Annotated in this window: 22 protein-coding genes and 1 pseudogene; 10 read left to right on the top strand and 13 right to left on the bottom strand. The window is 50.0% G+C overall.

Annotated features, from left to right (window positions below; all coding sequences use genetic code 11):
* The 10 genes from JRI89_02665 to JRI89_02620 all read right to left on the bottom strand — a co-directional run.
* Nucleotides 1–1,454, bottom strand: a 1,454-nt coding sequence (locus JRI89_02665) for a DUF748 domain-containing protein (GenBank protein ID MBW2070135.1), incomplete at its 3' end; no start/stop codon positions are given.
* 150 nt (nt 1,455–1,604) lie between these two features.
* On the bottom strand, nt 1,605–2,561 hold the full coding sequence (locus JRI89_02660; GenBank protein ID MBW2070134.1) for a polyprenyl synthetase family protein: 957 nt from the start codon (nt 2,559–2,561) through the stop codon (nt 1,605–1,607).
* A gap of 140 nt (nt 2,562–2,701) precedes the next feature.
* Nucleotides 2,702–4,039: a 30S ribosomal protein S12 methylthiotransferase RimO gene (rimO, locus tag JRI89_02655; protein MBW2070133.1), complete on the bottom strand. Its 1,338-nt coding sequence runs from the start codon at nt 4,037–4,039 to the stop codon at nt 2,702–2,704.
* Nucleotides 4,040–4,143: 104 nt separating this feature from the next.
* Nucleotides 4,144–4,329, bottom strand: coding sequence for a hypothetical protein (locus JRI89_02650; GenBank protein ID MBW2070132.1), 186 nt, complete (start codon nt 4,327–4,329; stop codon nt 4,144–4,146).
* Nucleotides 4,330–4,360: 31 nt separating this feature from the next.
* Complete coding sequence (locus JRI89_02645) at nt 4,361–4,555, bottom strand: hypothetical protein (protein MBW2070131.1); 195 nt, start codon at nt 4,553–4,555, stop codon at nt 4,361–4,363.
* Between the two features lie 79 nt (nt 4,556–4,634).
* Nucleotides 4,635–4,934: a hypothetical protein gene (locus tag JRI89_02640; protein MBW2070130.1), complete on the bottom strand. Its 300-nt coding sequence runs from the start codon at nt 4,932–4,934 to the stop codon at nt 4,635–4,637.
* Nucleotides 4,935–4,948: 14 nt separating this feature from the next.
* A complete protein-coding gene (gene sat / locus JRI89_02635; protein ID MBW2070129.1) occupies nt 4,949–6,208 on the bottom strand; it encodes a sulfate adenylyltransferase in 1,260 nt (419 codons plus the stop codon).
* A 791-nt stretch (nt 6,209–6,999) separates the two neighbouring features.
* Entirely contained in the window at nt 7,000–7,956 is a 957-nt protein-coding gene (locus JRI89_02630) for a hypothetical protein (GenBank protein ID MBW2070128.1), read from the bottom strand.
* Between the two features lie 189 nt (nt 7,957–8,145).
* The gene (locus JRI89_02625; GenBank protein ID MBW2070127.1) at nt 8,146–8,694 is read right to left on the bottom strand and encodes a type I restriction enzyme HsdR N-terminal domain-containing protein; all 549 of its coding nucleotides are present in this window, start codon (nt 8,692–8,694) and stop codon (nt 8,146–8,148) included.
* Between the two features lie 218 nt (nt 8,695–8,912).
* The gene (locus JRI89_02620; GenBank protein ID MBW2070126.1) at nt 8,913–9,452 is read right to left on the bottom strand and encodes a type I restriction enzyme HsdR N-terminal domain-containing protein; all 540 of its coding nucleotides are present in this window, start codon (nt 9,450–9,452) and stop codon (nt 8,913–8,915) included.
* 296 nt (nt 9,453–9,748) lie between these two features.
* Between JRI89_02620 and JRI89_02615 the strand changes: the two genes are divergently transcribed.
* The 5 genes and pseudogenes from JRI89_02615 to JRI89_02595 all read left to right on the top strand — a co-directional run bounded on the left by JRI89_02615 (nt 9,749) and on the right by JRI89_02595 (nt 14,353).
* Nucleotides 9,749–11,095, top strand: coding sequence for an AAA family ATPase (locus tag JRI89_02615; GenBank protein ID MBW2070125.1), 1,347 nt, complete (start codon nt 9,749–9,751; stop codon nt 11,093–11,095).
* Nucleotides 11,096–11,162: 67 nt separating this feature from the next.
* A complete protein-coding gene (locus JRI89_02610) occupies nt 11,163–12,743 on the top strand; it encodes a hypothetical protein (protein MBW2070124.1) in 1,581 nt (526 codons plus the stop codon).
* Nucleotides 12,730–13,563, top strand: a complete 834-nt coding sequence (locus JRI89_02605) for a hypothetical protein (protein ID MBW2070123.1) — start codon at nt 12,730–12,732, stop codon at nt 13,561–13,563. Before JRI89_02610 ends, JRI89_02605 begins: the two co-directional genes overlap by 14 nt.
* A gap of 211 nt (nt 13,564–13,774) precedes the next feature.
* The gene (locus JRI89_02600) at nt 13,775–14,029 is read left to right on the top strand and encodes a hypothetical protein (GenBank protein MBW2070122.1); all 255 of its coding nucleotides are present in this window, start codon (nt 13,775–13,777) and stop codon (nt 14,027–14,029) included.
* A 234-nt stretch (nt 14,030–14,263) separates the two neighbouring features.
* Nucleotides 14,264–14,353 (top strand): annotated as a pseudogene (locus tag JRI89_02595) (SEC-C domain-containing protein).
* A 1,121-nt stretch (nt 14,354–15,474) separates the two neighbouring features.
* Here the strand turns inward: JRI89_02595 and JRI89_02590 are convergent.
* Nucleotides 15,475–15,732: a hypothetical protein gene (locus JRI89_02590; protein MBW2070121.1), complete on the bottom strand. Its 258-nt coding sequence runs from the start codon at nt 15,730–15,732 to the stop codon at nt 15,475–15,477.
* A gap of 159 nt (nt 15,733–15,891) precedes the next feature.
* Here JRI89_02590 and JRI89_02585 point away from each other — a divergent pair, with 159 nt between their 5' ends.
* A complete protein-coding gene (locus tag JRI89_02585) occupies nt 15,892–16,158 on the top strand; it encodes an ogr/Delta-like zinc finger family protein (protein ID MBW2070120.1) in 267 nt (88 codons plus the stop codon).
* Here the strand turns inward: JRI89_02585 and JRI89_02580 are convergent.
* Nucleotides 16,148–16,930, bottom strand: a complete 783-nt coding sequence (locus JRI89_02580) for a YkgJ family cysteine cluster protein (protein ID MBW2070119.1) — start codon at nt 16,928–16,930, stop codon at nt 16,148–16,150. The genes JRI89_02585 and JRI89_02580 overlap by 11 nt on opposite strands.
* On the bottom strand, nt 16,927–17,691 hold the full coding sequence (locus JRI89_02575; protein ID MBW2070118.1) for a YkgJ family cysteine cluster protein: 765 nt from the start codon (nt 17,689–17,691) through the stop codon (nt 16,927–16,929). The genes JRI89_02580 and JRI89_02575 overlap by 4 nt, the downstream gene beginning before the upstream one ends.
* Nucleotides 17,692–18,907: 1,216 nt before the next feature.
* Between JRI89_02575 and aprB the strand changes: the two genes are divergently transcribed.
* From aprB to JRI89_02555, 4 genes are all read left to right on the top strand, one after another.
* Nucleotides 18,908–19,351 carry an adenylyl-sulfate reductase subunit beta gene (aprB, locus tag JRI89_02570; protein ID MBW2070117.1) on the top strand — a complete coding sequence of 148 codons (444 nt, stop codon included), beginning with the start codon at nt 18,908–18,910 and terminating at the stop codon, nt 19,349–19,351.
* Nucleotides 19,352–19,366: 15 nt separating this feature from the next.
* Entirely contained in the window at nt 19,367–21,319 is a 1,953-nt protein-coding gene (aprA, locus tag JRI89_02565) for an adenylyl-sulfate reductase subunit alpha (protein MBW2070116.1), read from the top strand.
* 110 nt (nt 21,320–21,429) lie between these two features.
* Nucleotides 21,430–22,677 carry a CoB--CoM heterodisulfide reductase iron-sulfur subunit A family protein gene (locus JRI89_02560; protein ID MBW2070115.1) on the top strand — a complete coding sequence of 416 codons (1,248 nt, stop codon included), beginning with the start codon at nt 21,430–21,432 and terminating at the stop codon, nt 22,675–22,677.
* An 11-nt stretch (nt 22,678–22,688) separates the two neighbouring features.
* Nucleotides 22,689–25,022: a hydrogenase iron-sulfur subunit gene (locus JRI89_02555; GenBank protein MBW2070114.1), complete on the top strand. Its 2,334-nt coding sequence runs from the start codon at nt 22,689–22,691 to the stop codon at nt 25,020–25,022.
* Nucleotides 25,023–25,113: the final 91 nt, after the last annotated feature.

Here is a 25,113-nt window from a genome sequence, read left to right as displayed (position 1 = left end):
GAAAGTGGCGTGCCAGTGGTGGAAGGAGGAAAAGATTCTTGCGTCAATGAATCTGCAGTTTCCTGGGTATCGAGCAGCTGTTCAGAGGTGGATTCGGAAGAAAAGACCTCAGTAGAGGTTTCACTCCCAGAAGACTCCAGCTGTTGCTCTTCTTCGTCGGTTTGAGAAGCCTCCTGCGTTCCTGGCAGCCGTTGGTAGAGTTTTTTTAAGGCGCTGGTGGGTGTTGCCGGCGATTCTTCCTGCGCCCCTCCCTCACGAGAACTGTTAGTTTCCCCGGCTGATTTAGATTTTTCACCAGTGCCAGGTAAGAGTTCGAGAAGTTTCTGCAGCCTGCTTCTTGCTGGGGCCTTACTTTCCTCCTCCATTGCACTTTCGTCTCCGACCCGGCTCATGTCTGGCGGTGCACCCGGCAGCAATTGCAGCAGCTTGTCCAGCTCGATGCTGGAGGAACGAAGGGTAAACTGTACTTGAGGGTTGCTGTCCCAATTGGATAACTTTCCTTGTACAGAAGCTTGCTGGTCATTGATCTCGAGGTCTAGGGCTTTGACTTCCAGCAACTGTTCTACATTTTCGATGGTCGCATCAAACTTGCTTGCCACGTCCATGGCCCCAGTAATTCCTGAAGCAAGCTGCACAGTCAATCCCTTCACCCCCAGGTTCCCCTGCAACTTGAATTTTAGAGGAACCAGATCTACAGTGGCAGCAAGCGTCAAGTTTCCTTGCCTGAAGATCCCTCCCTGGTGAGGCAGGAAGAATCGGATAGAGGCCATATCAATATTTGCCAATTCCAGTTTGCCTCGCAGTCGACGATCAGGAAGATCAAAAGTCCCGTTGAATGCAAACCGACCCTCAGACGACTCTGCTAGCCGACCAGCAAATTCAAAAGGCATTGGCATTGTTGTCGACAGAGAGGAGATCTGGGATTGGATATGGTGTATGGTGAGGATCTTGGCAGGGCTCTGCTGCTGATCCACAAAAGTGATCTTCCCATTTTTCATAGAAAGCACAGTTGCTGCCAGGGCAAATACTCCAGTTGACCTGCGCTCTTCTTTGCCTGCCTGCTGCAGTCGTGACCAGACCTCTTCCAGGTTGTAGGTGCCATTGGCGTATCTGATCACCGTGAGTTGCGGCTTGTCCAGGACAAGGCTGCGAATTTCAATGCGACCTCTAAGGAGGCTGAGGGTGGCCCACTGCAGTTCGAGATCCTGGCTGGTGAGCAATGGCTGGGCAGCTTCATCGTTGCCAATCTGCAAGCCTGAAACATGAAAACCACGCAATCCCCAGCTAACCTGCCGCATCGATACCTTGCGCTGCAAAACTTCTTCCAGGGGGGGCCTGATCCATGAAATTATGCGGTCACTGGTAAAATAGGAATGCAGGAAGAGGGCAAGGCCGCCACTGGCCAAAAGCAGGGCAAGTACGATTGCCAGAAGCACTTTTCTTCGTCTGTTCATTTGCTTTGCACCCTCTGGTACAAAAACTACAAGTATGTTGCCAACCTACAGAAATATCCAGTTGATGTCAAAAGAAACTTGAATGATCATTCAGGCAGTGGCTGAAGAAGCATTGCTGTAGCTGTCAGGAGAGCTGTGGGCAAACCCAAGTCAAACTCGGCGACTGACTACATAGTCGGCAATTTCTTCGAGAAGATCTCGCGTGGGTGAACTGGGAAAGGACAGCAGGGCATCCTTGGCCATTGCAATATGCTGGGCGGCCATGCGTGAGGTATACTCGATGCCCTGATGGCGGTCGATGATGCGTCTTACCTCAAGAAAGACATTATCGTCTATCTCGTCCGCCGTGATGAGTTCAACGAGACGCTGGCGTTCATTGTTGTTGCTCCGGGAGAGCGCCCGAATGAGCGGCAGAGTGATCTTGCCTTCGCGCAGATCGTTTCCTATGGGTTTTCCCACTTCCTCTTCACTGCCGGCATAGTCTAAAACATCATCCCTCAGCTGAAAGGCGATTCCGAGATTGAGGCCGAAGCTGTGCATGCTCTCTTCCTGTCTGAGGTCTGCCCTTCCCAGAATAGCGCCAATCTGGCATGCCGCCGCAATCAGAATAGCTGTCTTGCGGGTAATTACCTCGCGGTAGTCTTGCTCTGAGGCTTCCAGATTGTCGCTGTTGATGAGTTGCAAAATTTCACCTTCAGCCATCATCTTGGTAGTGTCAGAGAGGACCTGAAGGATCTTGAGGTTCCCACTGGTGACGCTGAGGGCAAAGGAAGTAGCTAGAAGGAAGTCGCCTACCAGGACCACGGCAGCGTTGCCGAACACGGTGTTGGCCGCAGCTTTGCCGCGACGGAGCTCTGCATGGTCAACCACGTCATCATGCAACAGGGTGGCGGCATGGAGGTATTCAAAGATAATGGAGAGTGGATAGTGTTCATCTTGTTCGGGATCAAGCAACTGAGAAGCGAGTACCATGAGCAGAGGGCGCAGACGCTTGCCGCCGCTCCGAATGATGTAGCGGCTGACGAGAGCTACAAGGGGTACACTGGAATGGAGATTTTTCTCTATCTCCTCCTCGATGCGCTCGAGATGCTTTTGAATCCGAGTCAAGAAAGGAGTTTGCTGTGAGGTCACATTCTGTTCTTGAGGTTGTAAGATCAAGGGTTCCCATCCTCAGGGCGGGGAATAAAATGACATAGTATTAAAGCATATCTTCTTAGCCCAAAACTATCTTATTGTCAAAACAATTCCTAGGCAACGATTTCGCCTACTAGATCATAGGCATGAGCTTCAGTAATGCGCACCGGGGTGATTTTTCCGAGGCAAGCAGTGCCGCGGTTGATAAGAATACGGCCATCAACATCTGGTGCTTGTCCCCGTAGACGGCCCTGAAGAAGCAGATCCGTCTCCGGGCTCACACCCTCGATAAGAACCTGCTGTACGGAACCTAGCAGTTGCTGGTGGTATGCCTTGCTTATCTGTTCCTGTAGAGCAGCAAGCTCCTGAAGTCGTCTGTCAATGGTTCTTGTCTCTAAACGGGCCGACATTCTTGCAGCAGCAGTCCCCTTTTCCGGCGAAAAGGCAAAGATGCCCAGGTATTGAAAGCGTGCTTTTTCAACAAAGGAGCAAAGCTGGCGAAAGTCATCCTCTGTTTCAGAGGGGAAACCAACAATTACCGTTGTCCTGATGACGACCTCGGGAATGGACTGCCGAATCCTATTTATCAATGCTAGATACTGTTCGCCTGTTCCCGGGCGCGCCATTGCAGTCAGGATTCGGCTGGAAGCATGTTGAACAGGGATATCCAGGTAAGCACAGATTGACTCATGGGAGCACATTACTCGCAGAAGCCTGTCAGTGATCCGCTGAGGATGGCAATACAGTAGACGAATCCAGGGAAAGAGATTGGCCTGCGCCAATGCTTCCAGCAGATCTGCCAGGCAGATATTGCTGCTGAGATCCTTGCCGTAGGCGGTGGTATCCTGGGCGATGAGGTTGATCTCCTGCACTCCCTGAGCAGCAAGCCAGTGGGCTTCCTGCAGCAGGTCATCCAGGGAGCGGCTGCGGTAGGGCCCGCGGATAGAGGGAATTGTGCAGAAAGAACACCTGTTGCTGCATCCCTCGGCAATTTTTAGATAACTGCTGTAGGCGGGACCAGACAACTGCCTGCGGCACGCGGAGTCCATGAGGAATTGGGGCGGCTCCAGCAGCAACTTCTGGGGATCTTCAGGATCGACTCTGCTGAGCAATGGAGCCAGGCGGTGAAACGTACTGGTTCCGAGAAAAAGGTTCACTTCTGGCAGCTCTCTGGCCAGTTTCTTGCCGTAGCGCTGCGGCAAGCACCCTGTGACCACAAGCATGCGGCAGTTTCCATTATTTTTTGCCTGGGCCAGCTCGAGTATGGTGTCGATGGATTCCTGGACAGCACTTTCGATAAAAGCACAGGTATTGACAACAATCACCTCGGCCTCGAGATGATCGGCGACCAATTGATAGCCCGCCGTGGTGAGGCTGGCGAGAATGAGTTCACTGTCAACCCGGTTTTTGGCGCAACCAAGACTTTGAAGGTAGAAAGTTGTTGGCTCCACCTGGAGTCCTCTCCTGAACCATAAGTGGAATATTGTCCAAGCCAGAGTGCCCTCTGGTGGGACATCAAAAAGAGACTCCTCGGGGTCTCTGCTGCCGCTTTTTTTTACTCGACAAAGTCCAAATCCATCATATCGGTAGCTAAACTGAGAAAAACACCCAGTGATTCGCAGAGGTTCTTGACGATTTCGCTGTAGCGCAGTTTCTTGTCTATGTCCTTTGATTTTGACATTAATTTTAGAGAGTTGATCAATTCCTCCGACAAACCGTCGATGATTTTTTCAGGATCCATGACATCTCCCTTCCGAGGACCTTAATGCCTCTCAGCTATAGTTGCGGTCACTCAAATGGCTGCCAGCTATTCTGGCCAACGAGCTCATGCTGTCCGTGGTGGCTGCCTTTACTCTGGCTCTGACAATGGTGAAGGTCGCTTCTGCGAGTCGGCTCTGGGAAGCATCTTGCTCCGGCAGCACTGCATCGGCTGCACACGAGCCGCCAATGCCATTGACAGTTAGCACAGAATTGAGCAGGGCGCAAAAGAAAAGAGGACCCAGCGGCCCTCTTCTCCTGGAATCTACATGTGCAGGTGTAGCTCGATCAATAATCTTGCAAGAATTCCTCTAGTATATCTATAGACTTTCTCTCAATCACCTTGTCAAAGATTTTGTCCTTGACGTCTCGGGGGAGAAGTTCGATGCTTTTTGTGGTGGCTGAGTCGAATTTTGCTGTGGGAAAGACCTGCAATATCTTGTCCCTCTGGGCAGCGTTGGCGTAGACTCTTATTACCTTCAACCCGGCGAGCATTTCTTCACACATGTCTGCCAGACCTGCATCTCGCAGCTTTTCGTATCGTTCTTCGTTGACCCAGATGTTGATGGGAAATTTTTCTTCTGTCATGGTGTCACCTCCTCCTAGGCATTCAAGGGCAGGATGCTGAAAACTGGGGTTCTTTTCTCGAGATATTCGTCGGTCACAAAAGGAGAACCGAAGCCATACTTCTCGGCACATTCCATTACCAGGTCGAATACTTCCGGCCTGAAAATCAAGCGTGGCGGTTTGACCCCGTCCTGAACGATACTGCGGATGAGGGTGCCACTGAACTTCTGCCACTCGTCTTTGTGATTGCAGAGCCCCTCAGAGGTGACCTCGCCACAGTGAGGGCAGTAAAGCCAGTTCATGGAATAGACCGGCGTGATGCTGAGGTCGTCCTGGACACTGGCCAGCAGGTGATGAGCATCGTAGGCGCCGTAATATGTACCGACGCCGGCGTGGTCACGGCCGTACATGTGATGGGTAAGGCCGAGATTTGCCCTGAGAGCTGCATGAAATACGGCTTCCCTGGGGCCGGCGTAACGCATATCCCAGAAGGTAAGGGAAGTGAGATGATTGTGATCCCCGAAGTAGCCAGCCTTGCGCAACTCATCCTGACACAGGATGATCGCCTCATCAATGTAGTCCCCTTTGCGCTTGGCGCCGATAATTGCATTCACCAGAACTCCAACCAGCGGCTTCTCAATGGGAAGCTCAGCGTAGGTTTGAGCCCAGGCGCCTTTCATGAGCCACTCATGGCCCGTGTGGGGCACGTTTCTGGTCTGATGGGCAACGATCCTCTTCCAGCCTTTCTCTCTGAAACGCTTTCTCATCTCGAGCGGTGGCAAAAAGTATGGTTCAAAAGGCGGATTGATTCTGGGGCGATTCACCAGGGTGATCTTGCCCCCGAGAAATTTGTCCTGATATTCGTAAGTACGGGCGCAGCCTGGATGCTTGTCCTCAGTGGTGCCGAAGACCGCCTGGCACATTTCTTTCTTGTCGTAATCGAAAATCTCTTCCAGTTCGAGGATTGCCATGGGATTGTCGTCGTAGGTGAGCAGAATACTGTCGCCTTCCTTTATTCCCTTGGCAGCTATCTCTTCAGGCGACATGTCAAAAAGTATGGGAATGCTCCAGACCACGCCGTTTGCCAGTCTCATGTTCTTGCAGACTGACTCCAGGTCTGCCTTGCCCATAAAGCCTTGAAGCGGGGAGAAAAAGCCATAAGCAATATCAATGACCTCGTTGGCGATTTGACTCCTGATGGGTACCGCTGTAAGGCCTTTGATTTTTTCTTTTGCCTCCGCAGGCTCCAGAATTCTTTCGACTATCTCCTTGCCGCCATGTCCTATTTCAGCCATGTCCTGTCTCCTTTCTCTAACCCTGGTGTATTCCAGTGATATCCTTGCACATCGCGAAACACATTGATTATTAATACGCAGCCTAACCTTTCCTCCTTTCTTTGAATTTCGACATTGTCTGCGTGCTCTTCTACTCAGGTACTATCATTGCTCACCGGCGTGACCAAATTATTGGTGAGGGAATTGCTCCCCTTTAGATCGATACCGGTGTTCACGGTCTTGAGCCGAAGGTTAAAAACAACTGTAGGAGCAGCTTTCTGGCCGCGACCAAAGGTGCGGAAAAGTTATCTCCCTGGCTCGCCGCAACATGGCGTTCTACCAAGAAGGAAGGAGGTATTCTATATTTTTCCCCGAAGAATCGCTCATCATAATTATCGGTTGATGGCAAAATGAAAGGGCACTCCTTTTATCGAACGTTCAGTAGTCGCAACCTGAAGGTTGCGACTGCGGCCAGTATTACAATGGTGCCATGTGGCAATTGGTTTTCCGAATCGATAACAACACAGGGCAACCCAGGCTAAAGCCTGCGCCTACCAACTCGTTGCTGTGCATCCAATCCTCTGCCACGTTCTGATAACCAATATTGGTTACCAGAGTGCACTTTCAATTTGACATCAAGCATTATCAAGTAAAAACATATAGATAATTCATAAAAAGTAATTGTTAAATTTAGTACAAACTCACTATTCTGTCAAGGAGAAATTTCTGGGAGCTCTGGCGTAGCAGAAGACTGTTTCATGGCGACCAGTGAGCGCTACAGACAGAGCTGCAAAAAAGACGTGTGCCAGCCTTTATGGTCGCCAGCTGGCTACTGTGTGGACATCGATTTGGTGGAAGGCAAAGATCCAGTAGGTAAGAAAGAGAGGGACGGCAAGGATGGTATAAAGAGAAATTGGCCGAAACCGCCCAGACTGAGGATTTTGCCAGCCGTGGCCATGACGACAAAGAGAAATGGTGTTCATAATGACATAGCATTGCACCGCAAAGGGGGGAAAGCCCAGGAAGCCCAATAAGGGCATTTCAAAAAGTTTCAGTCTGCCGACAAAGGGAACCGTGTATTCCCATTTGGTTGCGGCCCAGTAGTTCCAAAATTCCCAGAGCAAGCCGCAGACTGCTCCGGACAGGAGCAACAGATAGAAGGTACGCAGGCTACCCTCTTGCCATTGGCGCATGAGTGAAGGAGCACCAAAGTGATGGTTCAGGGGTTCGAGCAGAAATATGAAGCCGCCCCAGACCAGCGGGAAAAAAAACTGCGGCCAGAGAAGGGGAAGGAGCAGGAAGATCAGGCCGATGAAGACAAAAGGAGCATACCAGTGGCTGCTGCTGGCTAGCGGCCGAGTACGGCAGTTTTGCAAAAGCCCATAGCTCTCAAATACCTCCATGGTTTCAAAGAGTCCCGGGAGCACCGTGGCGTAACTGACAATATATCCCAACCAGCGTTCGGTGGTGTTAATGGGGACCATGGTGTAATGCCAGTTGTGTAATCTAATGTTGAACATTTCAAAAAGCAGCCATAAAGAAATGGACCAGGATAGCAAGAGGAAGAATTCGCGGAAGTGATGCGTTAGCAAGGAAGTTCCTTTGCGGTAATAGACTAGTGCGTCCGCAATCAGGATATACGACCACCAGGCTAGAGGGTAGAACCAGTAGCTCACTACCTCTATGCCGACAAACAGAGATATCTGCGCGACGCCAAGTACGGCAAGACCGAACCAGCCGTGTCCTGGGAACCGGCGGCTGGTAGACAACACTTCTGACTCTGGGGGAAACCGCATTTTACTTTAGTCGTTTCGAGACCACTCAGCTGCGTCGAGGCTAGAGTGGAGATTGCCTTTGGAACTGCCAAGAGAGCCCTGCATAGGCAGCAGCTGCTGTTTGCCGAACAGTCACCTCAGCAAGAGATTTGCCGGGCGAGATAGGCAATGGCCGATATCCCCTCACACCTGTCCGAGCTTTCGCTGGACATTAATATTCATTTCATCGAACGAGCGGAAAATGATCCTTTCTCGCTGCACTCTATTTTCGGGCAAAGGCTGAAGTTCGATCACCGTTAGATATTGATACGCATCTTCTTTTGCGGGTATGGCCTCCATGCCCCGAGCGATCACCTTACCAGTGACGGTATCGAGCAGGTCCGCATCATTGCCATCTGTAACAACAGCGAAAGGAATCTGATAGCAGTCCAGCAGCCTGGCTGCCGCCAGGGTTTCCCGCTGTCTTGAGACCAGAGAACCGGGCACGCACCGGAGCACCATGAACCGCTTGTCCTCCAGCTTTACAACCAAGTCCACATTGGAGCGGATCTGGGTATCACCAATGGTGAAAGTGAGGTCTGCGTCTACCTCAATGTCAGCTTTGCTATAGCCTCTATTTTCCACCAGGAAGCGTTCGACACGCTGGCGATTCTCTTCTGCGCCTATATTGGGAACTGGCTTTCCTGTGATAAAATCAGTAATCATTTCATATGGCTTAGTTTTTTTTACCATGCTTCCTCCATATGACGGCAAGGCCTCTCAGCCAACAGACCACATTGAATTCCTTCAAGACGTCGTCTTGATGTTGGCTACAAGCTGGGCAACCTGTAGTCCCTGGAAGACATATTAAATAATCATTCTCGACAATGAGATCAATAGGTTGCGTTGCAGGTGATCGGGATTTTCGCTTTCCAGTTTCGAGCTCGGGCCATAATTTAACAATAGTACTCCTAATGTTCGGAGTCCAGTGGGCACGTACCTATTGCCTCGAAGGCAAATAAGATTCGCCGCTCCTTTTCAAGGCGTTTCTCAGCAAGACAGGTGAACAAAATATTCGGAAATCGATCTAGCAAGTCGCTTCTTGAGGGGATGCTGTCTAGACTCCTGCCAATAACCCGGCCAGAAGCAGTATCAATAAGGTGAGCTTCCTTGCCATTGGTAACGACTGCGAAGGGTACCGTATATGGTTCCAGGAGCCTCGCGGCTGCAAGAGCAGGTCGTTCACGTGATACAATGGAACCCGGTCCAAACCGCACTATCATTACGGTTTTTCCATTCAGGACAACGGCGAAGTCTATTTTGCACAGGTAACTGCTCGCATCGACCAGCAACGGTAGTTCCCGTTGGATTTGGATGTCTTCTTTCAGATATCCCTTTTCCTCCACCAGAATCTTGGCGATTCTCTGCCGATACCGTTCATCCAATGTATCGGTGATAGTACGGCCTGTTATGAAATCAACGAGTTCTCCGAGGATCAAGGGCGCTCCCATATCTGTTCTCCTTTTTTTCCTTCTATTTAAAGTTAAGTTTCGAGCTTATTCACTAGAGGCTTGCTAGTAATGCCGAGTGAGGCCAGCAAAAAGGGCACAAACCAATAAAAGTGTAACATACAAAGCAGGCATAAGAAATCGTCTTCGTTTGCCGAGATTGGTCGACTCCGGTGCCAACCCCACTAACCTGTCAAGAATGAAGTGGAGTTCTTATTGCTTCGGACTTTTTGACCTGTTACATTTGTTTATAGTGGTCATTCACAGGTTATCAGAAACCTTCTTCGTGGTGACTGGAGATGACGGAGCTCAATGAGAAAGTTGAGAGACTTTACGAACTCATTCGTGACTGCTTTTATCTAGGTGATGAGTTACTAGAAATAGGCGACAGAAAGTATTTGCCGGTTGCTCTATTCGGGATTTTGACCCTGCTCTTGAGCGGCAAGGAACTTGTCTTTGGAGAATACGGTAGTGGAAAAACTAGCTCAAGCGAAAGAATATCGAGCTTGGTTCTTGGACTGCCCCTGGAGTTCATTCAGACTGCCACCGTACATGCTCATCCAGAGCAAACTGAAGAAAAAATAAAGGCTACTATAGATCTTGGCGCCTTGGAAAAACAAGGGAAGGAGATAGTCAAGTGGAAAATTATCCCGTTTCCTCCAGTGGTTATAATAGATGAGATCAACCGTCTGCCTGTTGGCAAGCAGAACATGCTGCTTAACGAAGTGGACAGAAACATATGGAGTTATAGAGGTGAAACCTTGATATTCCAGGAGGGGAAGTCGTTCTTTGCGACCATTAATTATCAAGATGTTGGCGCAACAAGACTGATTGCTCCACTTCTGGATAGATTTGATGTGGCGGTTGAGACTGGCCCCTTGCATCCGGTAAGAAAAAGAATCATTAGGAGGGGAATCGACGAGGAAATCTTGAAAGATAGGCAGACAAGTCAAGAGTTGATCACTTTCGTCCTGGAAAACAATGAAACCGGATCCGCTGATGCAACAGTGACTTACATTAATTTAAGAGCCGAGAGGTTCAAGGAAGAACTTGAGGCGAGGTTCAGCAAGGCGGGTCTTGATCTCAAAATTCCGAGACGGCAGGAAATAAAAACCATACGAGAGGAAATGAAAGAAAGGGAAATAACAGAAGATGCAGAACTTTTTCTTGACTATCTGGGGGAGGAAGTCCGCTGTCAATATACTCTGAAAAAAGATTTTTCCAGGTGTGACGGTTGCCATTATCGGAACTATATCTGTTCTGACTTGTATGGCATCTCTCAGCGGGCAGAGCAAAGCCTGCTGAGATATGGTCAAGCTCTCGCGTGGATGACTGGCGAAGAAGAGGTGACCCTGGAGCATATTAGTGCAATCATGCCTTACGTAATATGGCACCGGAGTGGGTTGAGCGATAAGAAGCGTAGTGAAGTGAAAGATGTGAAGAAAAACTGTTCGGACGACCTGTATGCTGTTGCCGACGCTCTCAGGGAAGCGAAAAAGAGATGGGAGGAGCATAGAGATCATCAAATTGAGGCATATGTGGCTTTGCAGAATGGGGACTCAGAAACGCTTGAGAAGATGGCAGACGACATTGGCCATCCTTTTTTCCAAAGCCTCGTGAGAGAGACTTTGTCAAACAATGGCTAACACCTGCTTGGCCGGGTCCAGGCTAGGCCCTATGCTTTTGGCGCCGGGAGTGGTCAGCATTGGGTGAGTGAAAACTTTCATGTATGAACAGGGGCTGGATACAATCAAGCCGGTTTTCGACCAAGCAAGGAAGGACCTTTACTATCCTCCCATTGCGCAGTTGGAGCGGGTGCGGAATGCAACAATTGAGATAACCTTTCGTAGCCCTCGCTTCAAGTTACTGGTTGGGGAGGGACTGACCGAAAAATTCAGTCAGGAAGCCCTGCGTGGACTCTTCCATCATGAACTCAATCACTGGGCCAAACATCCCTATGATGTGGGAACTTTGATTTTGGAGCACTACTGGCTCGGGGAGGTAGCTGGAAAAAATGAGATCAGAAATCTTTACGATGACGTCGTAGTGAACCTGGACCTCGTTATCAACAGAGGTTTAACACAAGTGGCTCAAGCCTATTGTGAACTACCAGCTACTATTAGAGTTGACAGGCTATTGCGGCTATTTTATTTCAGAGTGACGGGGATTGATTTTGGCGGCGGAGAAGTTGAGGCGGCACTTGAACAGAGAATAGGAGATCTTTGCTCCATCGATTTTCTTGATTTGAGTAGAGTTCGATTGCGGAGCAATATAAGACGGTTTGCAGAAATAATAGGAGACTTGCTTGGTGAAAGTATGGAGTTACCGTACTTTTTCTTTTCCCCTGCGGATTTTAGCCCGGAGCGTATCAGCAGAGCTGTGGCTGCCATTGCTCAAGAATTGCCACCGCAGGAATACCGTGAAATGGCATTGGAGATACTCAACAATCTAAAGGAGGCGGGCATGGTTCCGAGTGAACCCCGCTCCGGCGGAACAGGAATCAGCCCCGGGCACAACGTCCTACTACAAGCTCTAGACAGACCGGACGTAGGTTGGTACAGGAGCAAGTGTCGCAGCTACTCTATCTTTATTGAACCTCTTATAAAAAAAGGCTCCCTTTATCCCGAGCAGATAACAGACTTCAACCTTGATGACAATATTGACACCTTTAGTGCCGTGGAGAGCTACGGCAAGGTTCTGCCTTCCCTGGCCAGAAAGTATGAGTTGGCAGAATATGAGAGGTATGGGGAAATTTCGGTTCCAGATGCGGTTATTATAATAGATTCATCGGGAAGTATGCCCAATCCGGAGGAAGTGGTCTCGTATGCAGTTCTTGGCGCTTTCTCCGTTGCTCGCAGTTACTTTGAACTGGGGGCAAAAGTGGGAGTGATAAATTTCTCCGATGTCAATATGGAACTAGGCCTGACAGCAGACAGACAGCGCGTTTATGAAATGTTGAAGGTATATCAGGGACATGGAACCACCCTGCATGTGGATAGCCTTGATCAGTATGTGCAGAACCTTGCTGGGATTGTGATAGACTACATTTTGATAACGGACGCAGGCATTGACAATATTCTTGGGGTCGTGGACTATTTTTCTACGGTCAAAGGACGGTTGACGATTATCTGGCTAAAAAGTGAAACACAGTGCGACTATAGATTCAGAGAGAACTACGAACTCCTAAAAAGGAAACTCTCTGCTTCAGCAAGATTGGTCGAAATTGAAAATGAGCGAGATATCCCACGGATTGCTATAGGCAAAACCATTTGTAAATCTTATGGAATCAATTAGGAAACTATTAGAGAAAAATCCTCAGCTGCTGAGATGTAAAGGTGTTGATGCTGACAAGCGGCAGAGAAAGGAGAGATATGGTCAGTTTATTAAAGATACTTACAACAAACTTGAAGATATCGTTAGGCAATACCGCAGTTGGGTGCTAAGAATACCTGGCTGGCGTTTGGAATCAGGTGAGAGAGTTTTTTGTTTTGGGAAAAGTGTTGCCAAAGACTACGATCTAAATCTTAGAGAAGTGGAGCGGCTTTTCAACGAAATTTTGCCTCGCCGGCTGCGTGGGGCACTGTTGGGGTTCTTCATTTCCGGGGTTTATGACAAGGTTATCCAGCGAGATGATATACTCCATCTCAATCTTTCCAGATACAGCGGGGGCGTTTCAGGACTTGGCTATCGGCACACCAGAGGTCACATTGAAATTGTCGGCAGTCGGGCATACTGGCTTGGGGTCAAGATGAGAAGCGGGGAGATTCTTTTTCGGGGAGATGTGGGAAGCCACATTGGTACATTTATGGCCGGCGGAAGATTAACTATTGACGGTGACGCTGGCAATTGGATTGGCTACCGCATGAGCGGCGGGGAGATCAGAGTGAAGGGTAATGTTGCCGATGTCATCGGCAAAAAGATGACGGCAGGCGAAATAATCATCGAAGGAGATGCTGGGCATTGGGTGGCGGACGACATGAGAGGAGGCGTTATTAGAATACAGGGCGTGTATGGTTCTATAGATGAAGAGAGGCTAGGGGGCGAAGTTGTTCAGTGGCAGAAGCACGGCCGAATTGCCAATCCTCAACGCTCGGGGACTCATTGTAGTGAATAATGGCCTTGGCTGGGGCCTGACAGGGGGAAAACGAAGTCCCGAATTTTTCTTGACCTGAGCCTTTTCATACCTTATTGTTCCGTGGGTTTTACTTTGATCCCTTTTGCTGATAGAAAACGGGCAAGAGGTAGAGAGATTTATTGAGATCCTGGGAACTAGGTCCTTTGAGTTGAATAGCGCACTGCTGCTTTGCAATTGAAAAGGCGGGCAAATGACTGGAGAGGTGAATTCTGGTTACAACGAGAAGTGGTTCGCTGCAGGTTATGAGAAAGGGCTCGAGTTTGCTCGGTACGAAGCCGATTATGATGAACTTGCTGCCATTTATCGAGCGGGGGGAATACCTAAATTCTGGGATATTTTTCGGGCTGAAATACTGAATAGACATCTAGGCCAAAAGGATTTTGATTTTCATTCGTATACTAAGGGCTTTGCCAAAGCGTGTATTGAGTATTTCGAGAAAATATAACCCACAGAGATCAACACTTGACATGAGGGAGATAGCTTAATGAGTGGTGCTGACACACCTGCAGTTGGGGCGATATCGGAGTCTGAACTGCAACCTGTTTTGGAATTGCTTCAGGGTGGCGACCCCGATGCCATTGCTGAAAAGGCCGGTATTCCCAGGGAACGGCTTTTACAGATGCGCGATGCTCTACTTGCCCAGGCTCAGACCCAGAAGGCGGCATTAGAGGATGTGGTACTGGAGAAAGTCGGAAGGAATGATCCATGTCCATGCGGTTCAGGGAAAAAATACAAGCGCTGTTGTCTGAGAAAACACGAAGAGGCCAGAATGACTATCGGCGAGGAGGAAATAGCTGCACGTCGGGCAAAGGAAAAAGAGCAAAAAAGACTTATCAAGAGCATAGAAGAGGCTTTTGGTTTACTTGCCAAGCAGCAGTATGGTGAAGCAATACGTGTTTCTTCTAAGCTTCTGCGCGACTACCCCAATGAAGACAGACTGTATGACATTGTTTCCACCAGTCGTATGTTTGCCTATGATTGTGACGAGGCCATAGAAATCTGCAAGCGCCGCTGGGAAGTGGCCAAGGAGGAAAAGGCTTATTTTATCCAACACGGACGCTACCGGGATGCAGAAACTGAGGAGCAGCCGACTTTGTCTTACTACTACCCTCCTCTTACCTGGTTGCAGAAGTATTGGATCGCCCTGAAATTCAAAGAGTATCGTACGCTTTATCCCGAGACAGAGAATGCAGCAATTCTCGCGCTGGTGAAGGAGCTACAGAGTGCTGATGATAGTGAGCGATTTCCGCAGACCAAAGATAAGGGTTATGAGGTGCGGAAAAATGCTCTCCAGGAAACCCTGGATGAGCTGAAAGCTCAGGGGCCGGAAGCTATTCCATATTTGTTACCGCTGGCCTGCCGCTACTCCTGGGCTGGACTCTATGTGCCGGAAATTCTTTTCCACTACCGTACGGAACTGGCAATTCGTGCCCTCATCGACATATCGATGTTCGGCTATGCGTATTCTTCCGGGGCCAGCCTTCATTATCTGGAGCAGCTTGGAGAGGAGGTCATACCTTACATAAAGGAGGCGTTTAGCAGGGACAAGACCTTTGATCCCATCAAGACCGGTATCGTTTCCGTGCTCGGGAACCTCCAGGTCTCCAGCTCTTACGATTTGCTCCTGGAGTTACTGGAACACGAAAGTCACCATATTGTCAATTGGGCCGGAGGTGCCTTGGGGAAATTCGGCAAGGTTGAGGCTCTACCCCGTTTGCTGGCCGCACAGGAGAGAATCGGCGGCGAAAAAATGCTTGACAGAGCTATTGAAAAGCTCGAAGAACTTCAAGCCTTGTCATAGGCGGCAGCAGGGAGTAGGAAGAAATCGTTATTGGTCTGCTTTTGGTGCCGTCTGCACACTATCTAATTTGGCTTTCGGCAGATTGGCCCCTAGGCTTCAGTCGCGAGTTTTGCCCTGAATGCTGCAAACTGCCCCGATCTCTTGATATAGCCCTTCACCAAGTCCAGGGTGGCCTCGCTGTCGCAAATTATGTCGTTGCAATGGCAGCGTCTGTCGCACTTTTCGCAGAAGTAATCTTCGTCAAGGGGATTACCGCAGGCGCAGTAGGGTTTCATCACCAAAGAACCATTTTCCAGTGATGCTTTGTAGTGGTCGCGAGGCCGCTTTTCTTCGACTATCTTCGTCATGTTCTATCCTTCCCAAGAACAGTGTCGTAGAGATAACAATGCCCAATACTATAATCCCTGCTTTGTCAGAGTCAACCAAGGTTTTTCGTGTTGAATTATCCTAGTAAAGCCTTATAGTAAAAACTACAGGATCATCTGGTTGCGAAAGGAGAGCAGAAAGTGGCAAAAGGAAAAACTCCTGTGTGCCCCCATTGTGGGCAGGAGATGAAAAAATGGAGAGTTCCCCTGCAATCTACCTGGCCCAATGAGTTTTTTTATGTATGCTTCAATGACGAATGCCCTTATTTTGTTCGGGGCTGGGAAATCATGTGGGAACAACAACAAACAAAGGCCTCGTATCGGTGTAAGCTGGATCCAGACACCGGCAAATGTGATCCGATTCCGGTTTGGTCGTACGAGGCCCTGAAAGACAATATTATCGACTAGTACGAGCCGGTTGTGGACTCAAGTCCGGCTTGGTTGCAATAGTATTTTCCCCGAAAAGGGCGAAGCGCAGCCAGCTGCAGGCAAAGCGCAACAATTCGATGTCGTCCGTTTTAATGCGGGTAACCACATCGGGCTCAACATCAAAGCGATCGAGGAATGTGGTGGAGAATATGAACTTCCTGAATTCATCCAGGTTGTAACAGGCCATATAGAACATCCCTATTTGCTTTTCGTTGAGACTCTTCATAATATTTGGCTGTATGCCTGCAGTGACATCCAGAAAAAGATCATTCATGGTATTGTAGATAGACAAGCCCTGATCTTCGAGCCATTCATCAATGGTCCATTCCTTCTTTTGCTGGAAGCCGAGGCAGTGTGCTTCTTTTACCAGGAAATAATATTCTCCCGCCTTGGCCATTCCGGGAATCTTTGAGGCGGCCCGTCCTACTGGGTACATGCGACAGGCTCCGGGTCGATCTTCATAGACGGAGCAGCCTTGTGGCCCTACAAAAGGACACTTGCGATCCTTGTCTTCGTTCATCTTGAGCTTGACGAGTGGGGCTCCATATTCCTCAGCCACATAAGAGGTGGTGTAACGACGGAGGAAAACCTTTGATGAGAGATTGAGCCTGGTTTTCAGACGAATTACGTCGTACGGCGTGAGGATCAAATCGAGCTTGGCACAACATTTCGTAAAGCAGGGTATTGTATGGTGACAGGCGAAGTTGAACCGTCCGCCCGGTATGGGGTGCATCAGTGCTTGGTCTATCATTTGATGCCGAACTCCTGTTTCTTGACTTTCATTACTTCCGGCCTCACTTTGAGGACGTGTTGGCCGATCAGGCCGTATTCCAGCCATCTCAGGGCGAATTTGAACAGTTCAACATCGTCGTTTTGTATTTTTTCAAGGGTTTCCGGTTCCACGTCGAACATTTGCAAAAATTTGCTTTCGAACACAAAGCGCCTGAAACGATCTAGGTCATAACAGGCCATGTAGAACATCTCTTGAAGCCTTTTATTGGTTATCTTGTGAGCGGCAAGGGCGGGGTTCAAGGTGATTTTCTTGAAGTGAGTTTCCATTTCCTTATAGATGGGGATGCCCTGCTCCTCTATCCACTCAGTTACCGTGGCAGTCCTATTCTCGGCAAGCCCTCGACAAAAAGGGACATCCATGACCGAGTAGTACTCTTTCCCCTTTTTTTCTGTTATTTTGGTACTTTCGGGCTGCAAGGGATAGATGCGACAGGACCAGGGGCGATGCTGGTAGATTGTGCATCCTTCGGAAGTGACAAAGGGGCAATTTTTTTCTTCGTCGTCGTTCATTTTCAGGGCTACCACTGGCAAGCCTGATTCTTTGCTGACCAGGCAAACGGTATAGGCCTCCAGAAAGTCTTCCGAGGACATGTTGAGGCCATTTTTCATGCGGATGATGTCGTAGGGCGTAAGGAATATCATGATATCGCGGCAACATCTGGTAAAGCACTCGATGCCAGGGTGACAGGAGAACCGGAACTTACTTTCTGGCCTAAGCACGGTCAAACCACCCTTCTTTGGAGTTGTGTTTCCATTCTTCATGGTTGTCCCTTTCTTCATATTATCAGTTAGACGTTGTAGTCCCTAGGTTTGCGGCCGTAATCCTATCCCACCGCACCTGTCGGGTCAATCTCTTTTCGACCAGTTTTTTAAGCAAAGCCGGAAGCTAGTGAAGTGGAAGTCGCTTGCTGTTTCCAGTTGGCAGAGTCCTTGAGCAGGCAGCAGTATAGATCCAGGGGCAGTTGTAGATGTTGTAGTATTCCCCTAACCGGGTATACTTGTCTGGCTTTGCCGACAGAGATGAAAAAGCCTGGCAGCATTGACTAGGGGCTCTGAAAGAATGTGAGCAGCGAATGTTGGCGTGGAGCAGGAGAGGCCATCTCGCTGTGAGAGATGAAGTGAGCAGCGGAGCAGAGCAGGAGGGTGGTGACCGACGAGTCGCTTGGGCAAGCCAAATCAAGGGCTTCTTTGAACTGTAGTGCGGCTAGATTTTACACTAACATGAGTTCAGGAGAATTCTTGAGTCAGCGGCAAAGATGTCATTCCAGGTCTTGCTATGGATAGACAACTAAAAAGGCTTGACAAAGCGCCAAGGGGAAGATATAAAGAAAAATACATCGTGAATTTATTAGCAAAGTGTACTTACTTGGCGCCTGCGAACAAGGAATGGCGCCTTTGCTGATGCCTGAAAGCTAGCAAAATTCTTTTGGACCAACCCTAATGAGTTTGTCGGGACCATCATTCAAAAAACCGACGGCAAAAAAGTTACTACAAGATGAACAAAGGCTTAGTGGCTAAGTACACCATGGGTACGAGCTGCATTTACTGTTATGGTAAGCCGCTGCCGTCCCTAGAGGCGCGACTTTTGCGCTTTTGAGGATTTGCGGCAGGCGTATCGCTGTCCCTGAGCCGCAAGAACGTGTGGTGTGCTGATGTAGGGAGGTTCTCGCTTACTACATTGGAGGCGAAAGCGAGTGGCTGGGGAACGCACTGACCCCGGTGATGAAAGCCGGGCGACTGCCTGCAGAGCAGCGATTCTTTCCGGGGAAATCTGAATGAATGGCTTGACCGCAGTCAGGAAAAGCAATTCAAGGGTCGGTTCTGGTATGGCAAACTCAGGAGAGGAAAAAATTCCTGCAGATATACCCGGCGAAGGGAGGTGAAGAAAGCTAGTTTGTGAACGGCAGTTTAAAATTTAACTACAAGGAGGGAAATAATGCCGAGTTTTGTCATTGATGAAAAATGCGACGGTTGCAAGGGAGGAGAAAAGACCGCTTGCATGTACATCTGTCCTAATGATCTCATGGTGTTGGATGAGGAGCGCATGAAGGCGTACAACATGGAACCTGATATGTGCTGGGAGTGTTACAACTGTGTAAAAATATGCCCGACCCAGGCCATTGAGGTCAGAGGCTATGCGGATTTCTGCCCGCTGGGCGCCAGTGTTGTGCCCATGAGAGGAACCGAGGACATCATGTGGACGATCAAGTTCAGAGGTGGCACCATTAAACGCTTCAAGTTTCCTATAAGGACCACACCAGAAGGGAGCGCTAAACCAGATGGTGGCTTCGGGTATGGGCCGGGTACTCTGGACGATCAGCTCCTCGCTACGGAGCCCGCTTCCCTGAGGACTGACAAACTGTGGACACTTGGTGCTTAAAGGAGGGGAGGAGATATGCAAGCTTTCGAAACTGTAGAGGTCACCACTGATCTACTGATCATCGGTGCTGGCATGGCGGGCTCAGGTGCTTGCGTGGAGGCCGGCTACTGGGCCAAGCAGAACAATGTGCAGGTCACGGTGGTAGACAAGGCGGCCATGGAGCGCAGCGGTGCTGTGGCAATGGGTCTTTCCGCCATCAACCAGTACCAGGGTGAGAACACGCCTGTTGATTACCTCAGCTACGTTCGACAGGACCTCATGGGTCTCTGCCGTGACGACCTGGTCATGGATATTTCCAGGCACGTAAACGGCACTGTGCATATGTACGAAGGTTTCGGACTGCCCATCTGGAAAGATGAGCAAGGGAACTATGTGCATGAGGGCCGTTGGCAGCTCATGATCAATGGCGAGTCCTACAAGGCCATAGTTGCCGAGGCCGGGAAGAACGCCATCGGCATGGACAATATTATCGAGCGCGTTTTTGTGGTTCAGCTTCTTCTGGACAAGAACGATAAGAAGAGGGTGGCCGGCGCCATCGGCTTCAGCGTCAGGGAGCCAAAGATCTATGTGTTTAAATTCAAGGCCTGCCTTGTGGTCGCCGGCGGTGCTGTACACATCTTCAGGCCGCGTTCGACGGGTGAAGGTCTGGGCCGGGCCTGGTATCCGCCCTGGAATGCTGGCTCATCCTCCTATCTGACCACCATGGCAGGCGCTGAGATGAGCTCCCAAGAGGTGATATTCGTTCCTGCCAGGTTCAAGGACGGCTATGGTCCGGTTGGCGCGTGGTTCCTGCTCTTCAAGGCTACGGCAACTGCGGCCGATGGCTTCAATTATATGGGCGAAGGTCTGGCTGAAGGAGGAGAACTGCACAATTGGCCTCCTTATGGGAAGGTGAAACCGATTCCCACCTGTCTCAGGAATCATCTTATGATGATCGAAATGTTTGAGAAAGGCAATGGCCCCATTCTCATCCACACGGACAAGGCCATTGCCAAGATCGCTGATGAAGCGCCGGATGAGAGAACCAGGAAAAAGAGACTGAAGGAACTCGAGGCCGAGGCCTGGGAGGATTTCTTGGATATGACCATCAGCCAGGCCGTACTTTGGGCTGCCAGGGATGTGTTCCCTGAAAAGGGACCTTCGGAGATCATGCCATCTGAGCCCTATTTTATCGGTTCCCATTCCGGAGCCTCTGGGGCCTGGGTGAGCGGGCCAGAGGATCTGCAGACCGCGGAATCCAAGAGCGAGTACTTTTGGGGTTATAACCGTATGACCACAATCAATGGTCTTTTCTCGGCCGGGGACGGTGTGGGCAACTCCAGCCACAAGTTTTCTTCCGGTTCCTTCACTGAGGGACGGATCGCAGCCAAGGCGGCGGTCAAATACATCGTGGAGAACCCGGAGATGCCAGAGATTGATGAGGCGGAGGTTGCCAAGCTCAAGGAAAAGATTATTCAACCGCTGAAGATTTATGAAGAACATAAAGCATACACAACCCTGGGAACTACCAATAAAAAGTACGACCTTCCGGTGGAAGAGGTGAATCCTTACTACATTACCCCCAAGATGGCCATCTTTCGCCTGAACAAGATCATGGACGAGTATGTGGCCGGCTGGGGTTCCCAGTACAATTGTACTGCCACGACGTTGAACATCGCCCTGGATCTGCTACAGTTGCTCAAGGAGGATCTCAGTAAGCTGGCGGCTCGCAACCTCCATGAGCTCATGCGGTGCTGGGAGAATGTCCATCGCACCTTACTTGCGGAGGCCCATACTAGGCATAAACTGTACCGCGAGGAAACCAGGTGGCCGGGCTATTACTACCGCAGAGATTTCCCCAAGATGGATGAAGAGAAATGGGGCAAAGTGTTCGTGAACTCGGTTTACGATGCAGAGAAGGACGAGTTCACCATGCTCACCAGACCCATCATCCACCTAGTGGATATTAAAGAAGTCGTAGGTATGTAGCCTCGTAAGTGGATGTCAACCCTCCAGACGCCGTACGCGGCGTCTGGAGATTTTTTGCGACAGGGAGGAATAGCATGGCAGAGGCACAGAGACCGGAGGATGCAGCTAAGATGGGGAGCATCTTGGTTGTGGGGGGAGGCATTAGTGGCTTGACTGCCACCCTCGAAGCTGCGGAGGTGGGCTACGAGGTGTTTCTAGTGGAGAAGAATCCCTATCTGGGCGGCAGGGTCGCGCAGCTACGCCATTATTTTCCCAAGCTATGTCCTCCCACCTGTGGGCTCGAAATCAATTTTCGCAGGATCAAGGATAATCCCAGGATCAAGTTCTTTACCCTGGCAGAGGTGGAGAGCGTTGCCGGCCGACCCGGCAACTACGATGTCAAGATAAGATTGAATCCCCGTTACGTAAACGAAAAGTGTACTTGTTGCGGTGAGTGCGCCAAGGCGTGCACCATGGAAGTCTCCAATGAATTCAATTTTGGCATGGATAATCGGAAAGCGGCATATCTTCCCCATGAAATGGCGTTTCCCATGCGGTATGTACTTTCTCGTGAGATTATCGGCACCGAAGACGCCCAACGGTGTCTGGAGGCGTGCAAGTACGATGCGATTGACCTCGATATGCAGCCTAAGAGCATCACTTTGAAAGTAGCTGCCATCATTTGGGCAACAGGCTGGAGACCTTACGATGCGGCTAAGATAGACAATCTTGGCTTCGAGTACGATAACGTGATTACTAATATGATGATGGAACGATTGGCCGCTCCTAATGGCCCCACTAATGGGAAAATCGTGCGCCCGTCAGACAACGCCGAAATATCCAGTATTGCCTTCGTACAATGTGCCGGTTCACGAGATGAGAACCACCTGCCGTACTGCTCTTATATATGCTGCATGGCATCTCTCAAGCAGGCCCTTTACGTGAGAGAACAATATCCAGAGGCCAAGGTCTATGTTTTTTACATTGATATCAGGGCGCCTGGGCATCGCTACGAAAAGTTTTATCGGAGGATCAAAGAAGACGAAAACATCTTCCTCATTAAGGGCAAGGTAGCCGAGGTTCGGGAAGAGACCGGAAGCAAGAATATTACTGTGGTGGCGGAAAACGCGGTCACCGGGGCCAAGATCGAGCAGCAGGTGGACATGGCTGTACTCGCCACTGGGATGGAGCCCAACACCGCGGAGACCAAACTGCCGTGTGATGTGGCGTACGACCCTGATGGTTTTGTAATCTCTGATCTCGAAAAAGGTGGCATGTTTGCCACAGGTTGCGCCGTGAAACCGCTGGATGTGGTCTCGTCCAATCAGCATGCCACCGGGATGGCCCTGAAGGCTATTCAGACAATAGTGAGCGGGTAGGAGGTAGCCAAATGGAAAACAAGTTAGGTGTTTATATCTGCCAAGGTTGTGGGCTTGGAGAGGCTCTCAAGATAGACGGCCTGGAGGGGGTTGCCGCCGACATGAACATAGAGCCCTGCAGGGTGCATCCTACCATGTGCTCACCAGAAGGTGTAGATCTCATAAAGCAGGATCTTGAGAACGAAGGAGTGAACACCGTTGTCATCGCCGCCTGCTCACGACGTGTGCTTTACGATGTGTTCAACTTCGGCCATGGCATTGTGGTGGAACGTGTCAACCTAAGGGAAGGTGTTGTCTGGAGCCACAAACCTATCGAGGAAGGTGAGGAAGCACCACCAGATGTGGAGGATCCCTATGAACTGATCCAGGAAATGGCTGAGGACTATCTGCGCATGGGTATAGCCAAGGCTCAGAGGACGGTGCCGCCTGAACCCTACGAGGCTGAGATTACCAAGAAAATCCTCGTGCTGGGAGGTGGAGTTTCAGGTTTGAGCGCTGCACTCGAAGCGGCCAGGGCGGGCTATGAGACAACGGTTATTGAGAAGTCAGAAGCTTTGGGTGGCTACGCTGCCAAATTGCGGAAACAAGTCCCGTGGTCTGCACCGTACGAGTCACTACAAGACCCTATTATAGATAAGATTATAAAAGAAGCCGAGGCCCATGAGAAGATTACCATTCGTACCGGCGTGGAGGTGGCGCGGATAGCGGGGGCCCCTGGTCTTTTCGATGTTACTTTGAAGAAAGCGGGGACCAAGAGCGTCTGGGATATACCTCAAGACTTGTCGGAAGAGGAGAAAGCCGAGTTGGAAGCAAAGGGTGAAGAAATACCCGAGGCCGGGGCAGCTAGTATTGAAGAAGCAACCCCTGACAACCCGTGCAATATCCTGCTTCAGAATCCCGAGGCCGAGCGTTTTGGCGCAGTAGTTCTAGCCACGGGTTGGAAACCGTATGAGCCGGCAGAGGGTGAATTCGAACATCTGGGGTTCGGCAAGTCGCCCAATGTGGTGACCAACGTGGCTCTGGAAGAGATGGCTGCCAAAGGCAAGATCGTCCGCCCCTCTGATGGAAAACCTGTACAGAGCATCGCCTTCATCCAATCCCCAGGGCAGGGAAGTGATGCAGATTTTCCCTATGCTGCCGCCGTTACCAGCCTTGTGGCCCTGAAGCAGGCCAAATATGTGCGGGAAGATAACAAAGAGGCTAAGGCTTATATTTTCTACCAACATATGCGTACGCTTGGCCTGAATGAGTACTTTTACAAGAGTGCCCAAGACGATGAAGGGGTTTTTCTCACCAAAGGAGATGTGGTAAGTGTGTCTGGCAATGGCGATGGTACGCTAGAATTGGAGGCCAATGATACTCTCCTGGGAGAAAGAATCAAGGTAAATGTAGATATGGTGGTTCTGGGCACAGGTATGGTGCCTACGACTAGGGATGATCCGATAATGCAACTTGCCTACCGCCAAGGACCGGGGTTTAGGGATCTAGATTTATTTGAGGGCTATGCGGATTCGAACTTCATCTGTTTCCCATATGAAACCCGTAGAACCGGTATCTATACGGTGGGTACGGTCAGGAGGTCCATGAGCATCCCTGAATGCATGGAGGATGCGGCCGGGGCGGCGCTCAAGGCCATCCAGTGTCTAGAATCCGCCAACCGAGGTGTGGCCGTTCACCCGAGATCTGGGGATATGACCTATCCTGATTTTTACTTTCAGAGGTGTACCCAGTGCAAGCGCTGCACCGAGGAATGTCCATTTGGAGCCCTAGATGATGATGAGAAAGGAACCCCGCTTCCCAATCCGACGCGTTGCCGTAGATGCGGTATCTGCATGGGGGCCTGTCCGGAGCGGATCATCAACTTTGCCGATTATAGCATTGACAATATCTCATCCATGATTAAGGCTATCGAGGTTCCAGAAGAGTATGATGAGAAACCCCGGATTCTTGTCCTGGCTTGTGAGAATGACGCCTACCCGGCCCTGGATATTTGCGGTTTGAATGGCTTGACCTACTCGCCCTATGTTAGGGTCATTCCTGTACGGTGCCTTGGGTCGGTGAATGTGGTCTGGATCAAAGATTCACTCGCTAAGGGGATTGACGGCATTTTGATGATCGGTTGCAAATATGGTGACGACTATCAGTGCCACATGATCAAGGGGAGTGAATTGGCGGATATCCGCATGGACAAGATCGGTGAGGCCTTGAAGAGCTTGGCTCTCGAAAAGGAGCGTGTACAACAAAAAGAAATCGCTATAGACGAATACGATAAGCTTCCAGGGATGATAGCTGAGTTTATGGAAACCATGGAAGAGATCGGCCCGAACCCATTTAAGGGATTCTAGTTGCTCGAATTATGAATTTTTTGCAGAAGTTATCTCTTCAGGACTGCTGTTGAACAATGAGAAAAAGCTGACACTTTACAACGACCCACTT

Source organism: Deltaproteobacteria bacterium (assembly GCA_019309045.1).
Lineage (GTDB): Bacteria > Desulfobacterota > Syntrophobacteria > BM002 > BM002 > JAFDGZ01.
Note: the sequence above shows the minus strand (reverse complement) of the source record. Positions and strands in the feature narration are given on the sequence as shown.

Coding starts and splice junctions, on each gene's coding strand:
- JRI89_02580 (MBW2070119.1), bottom strand. CDS start 16,930: ATGATAGACCAAGCACTGATGCACCCCATACCGGGCGGACGGTTCAAC.
- JRI89_02640 (MBW2070130.1), bottom strand. CDS start 4,934: ATGACAGAAGAAAAATTTCCCATCAACATCTGGGTCAACGAAGAACGA.
- JRI89_02650 (MBW2070132.1), bottom strand. CDS start 4,329: ATGGATCCTGAAAAAATCATCGACGGTTTGTCGGAGGAATTGATCAAC.
- JRI89_02590 (MBW2070121.1), bottom strand. CDS start 15,732: ATGACGAAGATAGTCGAAGAAAAGCGGCCTCGCGACCACTACAAAGCA.
- JRI89_02615 (MBW2070125.1), top strand. CDS start 9,749: ATGACGGAGCTCAATGAGAAAGTTGAGAGACTTTACGAACTCATTCGT.
- JRI89_02560 (MBW2070115.1), top strand. CDS start 21,430: ATGGGGAGCATCTTGGTTGTGGGGGGAGGCATTAGTGGCTTGACTGCC.
- aprB (MBW2070117.1), top strand. CDS start 18,908: ATGCCGAGTTTTGTCATTGATGAAAAATGCGACGGTTGCAAGGGAGGA.
- JRI89_02605 (MBW2070123.1), top strand. CDS start 12,730: ATGGAATCAATTAGGAAACTATTAGAGAAAAATCCTCAGCTGCTGAGA.
- JRI89_02620 (MBW2070126.1), bottom strand. CDS start 9,452: ATGGGAGCGCCCTTGATCCTCGGAGAACTCGTTGATTTCATAACAGGC.
- sat (MBW2070129.1), bottom strand. CDS start 6,208: ATGGCTGAAATAGGACATGGCGGCAAGGAGATAGTCGAAAGAATTCTG.
- JRI89_02625 (MBW2070127.1), bottom strand. CDS start 8,694: ATGGTAAAAAAAACTAAGCCATATGAAATGATTACTGATTTTATCACA.
- aprA (MBW2070116.1), top strand. CDS start 19,367: ATGCAAGCTTTCGAAACTGTAGAGGTCACCACTGATCTACTGATCATC.
- JRI89_02600 (MBW2070122.1), top strand. CDS start 13,775: ATGACTGGAGAGGTGAATTCTGGTTACAACGAGAAGTGGTTCGCTGCA.
- JRI89_02555 (MBW2070114.1), top strand. CDS start 22,689: ATGGAAAACAAGTTAGGTGTTTATATCTGCCAAGGTTGTGGGCTTGGA.